Raw genomic sequence first — 9,649 nt, forward strand, 5'->3', positions numbered from 1 at the left:
CCCGGGGCCGGGTGGATGTCGAGCGGCTGCGCGCGAGCTTGGCGGCGCTTCCGCTGCCTCGCGCGGCCGACGGTCGGCTGGTTCTGGCGGTAGACATCACCTGTTGGCTGCGGCCGGACGCGCACACCTCCGCGGAGCGGATCCTGTGCCACACCTACGGCCGCGGCAAGGACCAGCACGTGATGATCCCTGGCTGGCCGTACTCGTTCGTCACGGCTTTGGAGCCCGGTCGCAGTTCCTGGACCGCGCCGTTGGATGCTCAGCGGCTCGCGCCGGGCGATGATGCCGCCACCGTTACCGCCGGCCAGCTGCGCCAACTCGTGCAGCGACTCATCACCGCCGGGCAGTGGCGCACCGGTGACCCCGACATCCTCATCGTTGCCGACGCCGGCTACGACACGCCCCGCCTGGCCTACCTGCTGCGCGACCTGCCGGTGCAGATACTGGGCCGGATGCGCTCCGATCGAGTGCTGCGCCGCGCGGCCCCGCCCCGACAGCCTGGCACGAACGGTCGACCACCCCGCCACGGCGGCGAGTTCATCTTCGGCGACCCCGCGAGCTGGGGCGCGTCCGACGTGACCACGGTGACCGACACCCGCCTCTACGGCACTGCCGTCGCCCGCAGCTGGAACCGTCTGCACCCCCGGCTGACACACCGCAACGCCTGGATCGACCAGACCGGCGACCTGCCGCTCATCGAAGGCACCGTGATCCGACTCGAGGTGGATCACCTGCCCAGCGGCGCGATCCCCAAACCGGTATGGCTGTGGTGGTCGCACACTGCCGCCACACCCACCGACGTCGACCGGCTCTGGCAGGCCTTCCTGCGCCGCTTCGACATCGAGCACACCTTCCGGCTGCTCAAACAGACCCTCGGCTGGACCTGCCCGAAGATCCGCACCCCACAAGCCGCCGACCGATGGACCTGGCTCATCCTCGCCGTCTACGCGCAGCTACGCCTGGCACGCGGCCTGACCGCTGACCTACGCCGGCCCTGGGAGAAACCGACACCCTCGGCACGCCTTTCACCCGCCCGCGTCCGTCGAGGGTTCCGGCACCTCCGCGCGAAGACCGCCTGCCTGGCCAGCGCACCGAAACCCTCCCGCCCTGGACCAGGACGACCAGCAGGCCAACCGAACAAGCAACCCGCCCAACGGCACGACGTGCACATCAGCCCACGGGCGAAAGCAAAACCAAAGACCTCCACCGGTCCCCGCCCACGCCGCACAGGTTAAAGGCCAAGTTAGGAAACGGCTGGCCCCCCGCGGTTTTAGAATGAACAGCGGCTGTGTCCGCGTGACACAATGCAATGGTTGGTCTTGGTCCCATATGCAGCAGGGCCAAGGCGGATATCCCAAGCCTCACCACGCAGGGTCGCAGCGGTGCTTGGCGCCGATTCCTCGGCGCGAGCACTTCCGAGGATGACACCTAAAAGAGCCGACTCGACCGATCGTGTCGCTTTCCCTGCTTCGCATAGTAGGTGGAGACCAGGAAGTCAGTAATCCGTTGAATATCTCGAGGGGTGTTCTGGACATCGTTCCAGCGGCGCGGAATCCCGTCGCCCAGATCCCACGTGCCCTCGGTCCACCGGCAGTAGTCCTTCACTGTCTTTAGCCCAGCAGCGAATCCCTGCACGTCGGGGACGTCCTCGCCACTGCCATTCGTGTCGGCGATAGCGTCCATCAGATATCCCATGCTGATGATGCCGGCGCCGTGCATCAGCCGCGACTTGCGAGGGGGCTTACCCCAGGCATCCTCACCGAACACCTCCCGCACAGCAGTCCAGAAGTCGCTCAGTACGGTCACCATCAGTCCGATATTGGGCAGTGTCTTGTCGCTTCCGCGGAATCGGTACAGGACCCCATCCGAGATGCTGTTCTCGAGCATGCGCAGCATGGAGTTGTCCTTGATGACCCCCGTGGGATTAGTCGGCGTCTGGATCATGTGGCGCAGCGGCGAACGTTGGTCAAAGTTGAGGCGCTCGAGAACCGTCGCTGGGAGCTGCCGCACGCGTAGTTGGTTCGGTAGCGGACCGGACGCGGCCGGGAGTAACTCGTGGATCAAGCCCTTGGGAAGCGGCTTGGTGGAGTTGACGAGAATGAACTGAGATCGGTGGTCGGCCTGGTCGGCGGTGATGAAGGCGGTGACACAGATCGGGAAGGCTTCTACCTCTGCGTTACGGATAGCCGCGCACCGTTGCTGGCCGTCCACGATGAAGCCAGGTTTGTCGGCGTCTTCCCAGTCGTCGCTCACGGGTACTACGAGCGTGCCCAGGCGGACGTAGCCAGGGGCATCGGTAGCGGCGTCGGCAGGGACGAAGCGAACCCGGTCGTCGAAGGCGACGACAATGGCGTTGGGCAGCAGGGGATTGTCGTCGGACTCCACATAGCGGCGAATTGCTGCCACGTGCGCCAGGACCTCCGGTCGTTGGTAGCCGTGCAGTTGCTGCTCGCTGTCGCGTCGGACACGCGAGACGGCGGCAAACGACGGGACCTGCTTGCCGTCCACTGCGAAGGTGTAGAGACGGCGGTTTGGCCCCTGCATGATTTCGAGAGCCGGAAGATGTAGCAGTTTCCCACGGCTTCCGGCCATGGTGCTCTTGTCTCCCTGCTTAGTCACGATCGTCATCTCCAAGTTGCCGGCGCAGTCGTTGCCCGAATACGTGTAGGTTGTGGAAGCCGCGACGCTTGTTGCGTTCCGCGCCGCGGAAGATAATTGTTTCGATTCCGGCCTTGTTGCAAATCGAGCAGTCGCACGCCTGCCACGGCCGATTCTCGAGCGTGTCGCGGTACTGATCGCTCCGGTCCGCCTTGCGGTCCCACACAGCGCTGTAGGCAACGAGTGCTTCCAAGGCGATTTCCAGGTCGACCTCGCCTCTGTCGAATGCGCGAAGGCGTGTCAGGGCGGCGCGTTCGAGCTGCATGGCCTGCCCTTGGCTGATCTCGCCGGAACGAATCCGTGCCTTAAGCTTCGCATTGCCGTCAACCTGGGGGACGCGGAGCGCCACGTAGGTCCGGTCGAGCGCGTAGTAGTTGTCCCGATCGTCCTTGAATGCCTGCCGGAAAGGCGATGTGCTGTCAAAACTAGTCACGCCGTGGCTGGCGAAGGTCGGGATGTCGTCAACGCGGCTGATTCCCAGCAGGTGCAACTGTGTGTCGCGCTCGCGTGCGTCATCGATAGCGCGGAGGCAGGCAAGAATGTCTTTCGTCTTCAGCGGAACCATTCCGCCGAGTGCGATGCGCTGGTATCCGATACGCTGCAGTTCCTTGACGGAATAAGCGTAGGACTCCGGACTCCAGCCCTGTGCTACCCCGAGGGGGGTGAAGTGAACGTCGCTTGATGAACAGCGTTGCCAAAATTCTGCCGCAAGTTGGAGCGTGATCTGTTGACGGCGGACCCATTCTTTGGCCGCCTTGTCGATACGCGTGACGTTCGGTTCGTACTGGAAGATGACGTGGTCGACGGAGATTCCGTAGTCGAAGCCGCACCCTTCGTAGAAGCTGACCACCTCTTCAACGGTGTAGGGCGGGTGTTCTTCCCCGACGTACGAGAAGGCCCCGCAGTCACCCATGATCTTCAATGGGGCGCTGCCGTTGTGGAGGCGGAAGAACTCTCGCGCTCCTTGCCGGTACAGTCGATGGCGCTGGGGCCCGGTGTACTTGCCGGTGCTGGAGTTGGCGGTGCCGTCCACGATGGCCTTGGAGACCAGTAGGCCGTTGAAGGGCGGTGGCTTCAGCAGTTCGTGTGCGTACAGGTCGTCACGCTGGCGGACTCTGAACGGGTCGCGTTCCTCGCTCAGGAAGTCGAAGGTCGGGTCGACCTGGTCCTGGCTGTCAGGGAAGAAGAACTTCATCGGATGCCGGCCCGTTCGTTCAGGTAGACGCGGATCAGGTAGTTGGACAACTCCTGAACGTGGCGGGACAAGTTCTCAATTTCGTTCCAACGAAGGTTGAGTTCGTCCCATCTTCCCCCCGTCCACTGGCAGTGTGGCGCAATCACCGCGAGGTGTTTGCTGACCAGTACGGGGGCCTCGGGGATGCGGGGATCCACTGTGCCCAGCACCCGATCCATCAGCCGTCCCATGGCCCGAATCCCTGCACCGTGCATGAGTCGACTCTTGCTCGGCGGCTTGCCCCAGGCTTCTGGGAAGGTGTCACGGACTGCTGTCCAATAGATATAGAGGGCCTGGAGGACTCCATCGAAGTCGGTTTCGTTGTGTGCGACGTCGCGGTAGGGGAAGAGACAGCCAGCCGACGAGGTCAGGCTCTCTTGAATCATTTCAACGACGACGGTATCGGTGATCACCGCGTTTGGTGCCTGTTGCTTGTTCGTCGACGCTCGTTTAATCAGCCCGTAAAAGGGCGATGTCTTGTCGGCGTTCAAAACGTCACACAGGGCCGAGGGTGCCTTTCGTATGGCAAGTCGGGGAGGTAGCGGGCTGTCGACCTCCGGCAGTAGTTCGGTAACCAGACCACGCGGTAGCGGACGGGTGTTGTTAATGCGCAGGAACTGGTCGCGCTGGAAACCGACGCTGTCCGCCACGAACGCAGTCACCGGTACGGGAAACTGCTGCCGTTGGGTACGGGACAGCGCGAGAGCACGCTGCTGTCCATCAACGATCCATGCGGGCTTGGGCTTGCCCGGTTGCGACAAGGGAATGCTGAGTAGCCCAGAGGTGGCGAGCCCGTCTCCCGCGCCCGGTCCTCTGCTCGACTGGAACCGTACGTGCGAGGACAGGGCCAGGATGATTGGATTGGGGAAGACGGCGGACTCCGTGTCGAGGTACTCGACGATTTCTTGTATGTGCTTCCGTACCTGCGGCCGTTGGTAACCGATCAACTTCCCGGCGTCGTCCCGACTGACGCGGGAGATGTCCGCGATTTGCAGGACCTCTTCCGCTTGAAGCGCGAACAGATAGAGGGCGGGGGTGCCGGGCTGGGCGATTCGCAGCGCACGGCGCGCTATGGCCTTGGCATCCTGTGGGGGTGGCATCAGCAGCGCCCATCCAGAGAAATCTCGTCGAACAACTGCTTGAAGCGTGCCTGCTCACATGACTTGCCGGAGTCTCGTAACCGTCGAAGCAGGCGTGTTGCCGAGGTTGGCTCGGCCACTGCAAGTGGCCGTATGAAGGCCTTGACCTCGTCGTCGGTCATGCGCTCGCGATGAACTCGAGGCGCTGGCGGGGGCACCGCAGCTGCCAATTCGCCGGCCAAGGCGCGGAGGTGGGAGCGGCGATGGGTGCCAGGATCCGCAGTAGCAAGGCTCAGGAGGCGCTGCGCGACACGCACGTTGAGGGCAAGCAGGCTGCCGCCGACCGCCAACCTCATCGGAGCGGCCACGGCGACGACAAGTTCGTCTAGGTCGGGATCCGCCTGCTTCGGGCCGATGATCGTCAGTCGCTGCGGGTCGCGCAGTTTCCCCACCGCCCTACGGAGATCGTCACTGCACGCCCGAAGGTAAGCGTTCGACAGGACGGCAATGATCGTGTCGTCGGGGTTCGTTCGGGCGAGGTCATAGAACGATCGCGGCGCGCCAGCTTCCGGGCCCGCCCACCTGCTCAGCCCGCGCCACCAATCGCGGTTCTCGGTCGAGCTTCGCCCAACCGAGTCTCCTTCCCGTATCGCGAACGTCGCTGCGTAGGGGCGGACGTGCGCGCTGGCAGGGATCAACCCATACCCCGCGGAACAAACCCATAGTTGCGCCTCTACACGTACCGACATCGCGAGTTGACGCGCCGCCGTCCAATGCTCGCCGGCGTAAAGTGACGTGGCGGCAGTGGACGGTTGACCTGGTTCGGAAAGCCTCCGAATCCACTCCGTGAGCCTCTGTCTCGGCAGGTAGCCCGTCAGGGCTCCAACGCGCAGTGCGGCGGGCACGGGGAGGTTCTTGCGGTTCGCACAGGTCACGACGATGTGCATTCGTGTCGACGGCCTCGCCAGGCTTCTATCCACGGTTGAGCCTAGTGGATGCTCATCGGCCGTAGCTTCCGTCACGGGGCATCGCCCCGGTAGACCGCCCCTGACGTGCACGTCTCTCTGACCACGATGGCAGATAGCGGTAGCTGATCGACAAGCTTCGTCCAAATCCACTGGGCCAGTACCTCGCTGGTGGGGTTTTCCAGCCCAGGCACCTCGTTCAGGTAGTAGTGGTCCAGTTGGTCCAAAATTGGCCGAAATGCTGCCTTGATGTCTCCGAAGTCCATTACCCAACCGGAGGAGGCGCCGACCTCGCCACGCACGTGCACCTCGACTCGATACGAGTGGCCGTGAAGGCGTGCGCACTTGTGTCCTTCAGGCACCTGCGGCAGGCGATGAGCAGACTCGAAGGTGAACTCACGGAAGATTTCCATCAAGCGATCCCAACGTACTTGTGCGTTTGTAGGCTCAATGACCACTGAGGGTGAGCGAGGCAGTAGTTGATGGCGGCCTGCGTGTTCGCCGCCTGGTCTGGTCCGTCCATGGGCTGGAGGAGAAAGTGAGCGAAGTCCAGGCTTTCAAATCGCTCAGGATCCGCGCCCGGTTGCGGGTACACGAGCTTGAGATCATCACCCTGAGTGAGGACTAGCTCGGCGCCGGCCTTAGGGCTGACGCAGACCCAGTCGACGCCTGCGGGCAAGGGTCGTGTCCCGTTCGTCTCGATGGCGACCTCGAAGCCCTCACTATGAAGCGCTTCGACGGCAGCGGCATCAAGCTGCAGCAGTGGCTCGCCACCAGTGCAGACGACATACGGCTTACTCTTCGGATGGGCTGTACCAGCCCAGGCTTTGGCCACTGCAGCAGCCAGGTCCTGGGCGGACCGGAAGCGCCCTCCGCCGGGTCCGTCGGTGCCAACGAAGTCTGTATCGCAGAACTGGCATATGGCGCGATGACGGTCTGTTTCGCGCCCTGTCCAGAGGTTGCAACTCGTGAACCGGCAAAAGACAGCGGGCCGACCGGCATGAGTGCCTTCGCCCTGCAGCGTGTAAAAGATCTCTTTGATGCGGTACGCGGATCTCATGATTGGCTGCCGGGACCGGGGTCTGACATGCCGAGTTCGGCGAAGCCTCGTGTGCGAAGCAGGCAGGAGTCGCAGGTGCCGCACGGTTGACCATCGACGGGGTCGTAGCAACTGTGCGTGAGGGAGTAATCGACACCGAGGCTGAGGCCCAGCCGAATCGTGTCGGCCTTGGTTAGGCTGATGAGGGGAGTGTGGATCTTCATCCGTTGACTGCCCTCGACGCCAGCCTTGGTGGCGAGGTTTGCCATGTGCTCGTACGCCTCGATGTACTCAGGCCGGCAGTCCGGGTAGCCGCTGTAGTCGAGGGCGCTTACGCCGATGAAGACATCAGAGGCTCCGAGGGTCTCTGCCCAGGCAAGCGCGAACGACAGGAAGATGGTGTTCCGCGCAGGCACGTAGGTGATCGGGATCTCGCTCCCGATCTCCTGAGCACTCTCGTGGTGAGGCACGGCGAGAGCATCGTCGGTCAGTGCGGAGCCGCCAAAGATCCGCAGATCGATGTCCGCGACAACGTGCCGCGTCGCCCCGAGAGCCTTCGCGACCCGTGCGGCGGCTTCGAGTTCTACGGTGTGCCGCTGCCCGTAACGGAAGCTGAGGGCGTTGGCCTCAAAGCCCTCCTTGACTGCTACAGCGAGGGCTGTGGCCGAGTCGAGCCCGCCGCTCAGCAGTACAACTGCTTGGGGCTTGGATGCCAACATCTGGGGCTCCCTGCTATGTCGATGATCGAGAAACTGCAGTAGCTAGCTCTGCTGGTCGTGCGTAGTTACTGCTCGCAGGTTGCGTCACGTTACCTGAATACTGCGTGTTGCCGAAAGATGGACAGAGGCGTGTCCATCGACTTGCCGGCGCCGCCGGGTACGCCCGACGCGAATCTTCGGCTGCTGGCGCCCGCGCAAGGCGATGGCGGCGTTATTCGTCACCCTTGGAGGTGTCTGTCGTCCGGAGGCGCGCCCAGCTTATCGGCGGCCTGCGACGAGCCGCCGTCCTTACCTCTGCGCGAAATGACCCGCTTTACCCGCTTCATGTCATTACGGGTCTACGGCGCAGCGATGGCCAGCACACGTTCGGCTACGTCAAGCAGCCGCTTGCTCGAACAGGCTGAGGGTGTCCTTGAACAGGGCTGGCGTGATGCCAAGGGTCACGGACGAGTACACGTCGTGGCGGGTCCCGTCCCTGTCTATCAGTTGAGCTCCTGCCTCTCGGGCGATAGCCACTCCCGCAGTCATGTCCCAGGGGCGGTTGGAGAGGGTGAGGGCAGCATCGAGCTTGCCTTCGGCCAGCCAAGCCAGGTCCAGCGCCGCCGTGCCGGTCATCCGTACACGCTGCACGGACTCTACGAGTCGTGCGGTCAGCGCGAGCCGGAGTCGGTTCTTGGCCGCTGCATCCTCGCCAACGGCGTAGTCGCCGATCGCCACGATCGCCTCGCTCAGCCGGCCCGTCTGGCTAACCCGAATCGGTCTGCCGTCGACCGTTGCGCCGTCGCCCTGGGCGGCGGCGTAACGGTTACCGAGGAAGGGCAGCTCGATGACCCCGAGGACCGCCTCGCCGTTGTGCAGCAGCCCGAGCGACACCGCGCAGAGCGGGATGCCTCGCACGAAGTTGGCCGTCCCGTCGATCGGATCGAGCACCCACTGGAGCTCTCCCGACCCGCTGATGCCGTCCTCCTCGCCGAGGAACCCGATGTCGGGAGTCGCGACCCGGAGAAGCTCACGGATGTCGCGCTCGATCTCGTAGTCCAGCGCGGAGGCCATGTCGCGGTCGCCCTTGGCTGTGAGGGCACCCGGTGGCTTGCGCCGCATGTCCTCGGCCGCCCGGGCAACCGCCTCGATCGCAACAGGCAACAGTGGCCCGTAGTCGCTCACAACTGCTGCCCCCGTCGCCACTGCGTCTCGAAGTGTTGTTCGAACACCGGATACAGGCCGCCGCGAGCCTGTCTCCGTCTGGCGACGAACGCGGGGGAGTCGACCCCTCGGCTCTCCGCAAGGTACGGCTGCGCGACGCAGAGATCGTCGACCAGGATCACGTTGAAGCGCAACGTGTCGTCGTAGACCGCCAGTTCCATGCGGTCCTGGAGCCCGTCGGGTAGCCGGTCACGCACACGCATCAGCGTTTCGATGTTGAGCTTCGTCAGCCCGGACAACTGCCCCGTCGGAAAGCCCTCCTCCGCCTCGCGTGCCTGGACAGCCTGCCCAGATGGATCGAGGAACAGAAGGCGGACATGCGCACCGGCCTCGACCAGGTCGTGCCAGCGGCGGTCCGGGTAAGTCTGCGACAGGAGGTTGAGCGACAGGCCAACGGCGCGCACGCTGCTCGCTCCGCCGAGCAGCTGATCGGGCGGAAGGTTGGTGGAGAACTCGGAGCGGTTCGGGTGGACGGCGACGAGGTCTCCGAGCCGCTCCTCATCCAGGTTGCCCGCGCCGGACGGGTCGAGAATCGCGGAGAGCGCGAGGACCACGTCGCCGGGTGGGACCGTGTCCGTCTCCCATTTGGTGACGTCGTATCCGGTTGGTCGCCAGGTCAGCATCCGGGCCAGCACGGCGGCGAAGTCTCCGACGCTTACGACCTCGTGCACGGTTGCGAGTCCTTGAGTATCGATGATCGTTGTTCGTGCCATGGTTGGTGCTGCGATCATGATGAATCGTCGGATGACAGG

General features: G+C 63.9%; 10 protein-coding genes. 1 reads left to right on the forward strand and 9 read right to left on the reverse strand.

Annotated elements, in window-relative coordinates:
• Nucleotides 1-1,235: NF041680 family putative transposase (locus AB0G13_RS32405; RefSeq protein WP_357882780.1), on the forward strand; the 1,235-nt coding region annotated here is incomplete at its 5' end.
• 193 nt (nucleotides 1,236-1,428) lie between these two features.
• Here the strand turns inward: AB0G13_RS32405 and dbpB (AB0G13_RS32410) are convergent.
• From dbpB (AB0G13_RS32410) to AB0G13_RS32450, 9 genes are all read right to left on the reverse strand, one after another.
• Nucleotides 1,429-2,619: a DGQHR domain-containing protein DpdB gene (dbpB, locus tag AB0G13_RS32410; RefSeq protein ID WP_357882783.1), complete on the reverse strand. Its 1,191-nt coding sequence runs from the start codon at nucleotides 2,617-2,619 to the stop codon at nucleotides 1,429-1,431.
• Complete coding sequence (gene dpdA / locus AB0G13_RS32415; RefSeq protein ID WP_357882786.1) at nucleotides 2,612-3,853, reverse strand: tRNA-guanine transglycosylase DpdA; 1,242 nt, start codon at nucleotides 3,851-3,853, stop codon at nucleotides 2,612-2,614. Before dpdA ends, dbpB (AB0G13_RS32410) begins: the two co-directional genes overlap by 8 nt.
• On the reverse strand, nucleotides 3,850-4,992 hold the full coding sequence (dbpB, locus tag AB0G13_RS32420; protein WP_357882789.1) for a DGQHR domain-containing protein DpdB: 1,143 nt from the start codon (nucleotides 4,990-4,992) through the stop codon (nucleotides 3,850-3,852). Before dbpB (AB0G13_RS32420) ends, dpdA begins: the two co-directional genes overlap by 4 nt.
• Complete coding sequence (locus AB0G13_RS32425; protein WP_357882792.1) at nucleotides 4,992-5,423, reverse strand: hypothetical protein; 432 nt, start codon at nucleotides 5,421-5,423, stop codon at nucleotides 4,992-4,994. Before AB0G13_RS32425 ends, dbpB (AB0G13_RS32420) begins: the two co-directional genes overlap by 1 nt.
• A gap of 566 nt (nucleotides 5,424-5,989) precedes the next feature.
• On the reverse strand, nucleotides 5,990-6,349 hold the full coding sequence (queD, locus tag AB0G13_RS32430) for a 6-carboxytetrahydropterin synthase QueD (RefSeq protein WP_357882795.1): 360 nt from the start codon (nucleotides 6,347-6,349) through the stop codon (nucleotides 5,990-5,992).
• Entirely contained in the window at nucleotides 6,349-6,996 is a 648-nt protein-coding gene (gene queE, locus AB0G13_RS32435) for a 7-carboxy-7-deazaguanine synthase (protein ID WP_357882798.1), read from the reverse strand. Before queE ends, queD begins: the two co-directional genes overlap by 1 nt.
• Nucleotides 6,993-7,694: a 7-cyano-7-deazaguanine synthase QueC gene (gene queC, locus AB0G13_RS32440; RefSeq protein ID WP_357882801.1), complete on the reverse strand. Its 702-nt coding sequence runs from the start codon at nucleotides 7,692-7,694 to the stop codon at nucleotides 6,993-6,995. Before queC ends, queE begins: the two co-directional genes overlap by 4 nt.
• Nucleotides 7,695-8,069: 375 nt before the next feature.
• On the reverse strand, nucleotides 8,070-8,858 hold the full coding sequence (locus tag AB0G13_RS32445; protein WP_357882804.1) for an inositol monophosphatase family protein: 789 nt from the start codon (nucleotides 8,856-8,858) through the stop codon (nucleotides 8,070-8,072).
• Nucleotides 8,855-9,649 (reverse strand): DUF5919 domain-containing protein (locus tag AB0G13_RS32450; RefSeq protein ID WP_357882807.1); only part of this gene is annotated, 795 nt, incomplete at its 5' end. The genes AB0G13_RS32445 and AB0G13_RS32450, both read right to left, overlap by 4 nt.

It is taken from the genome of Micromonospora sp. NPDC023633, assembly GCF_040640035.1.
In the GTDB taxonomy this organism is placed as follows: Bacteria; Actinomycetota; Actinomycetes; order Mycobacteriales; family Micromonosporaceae; genus Micromonospora.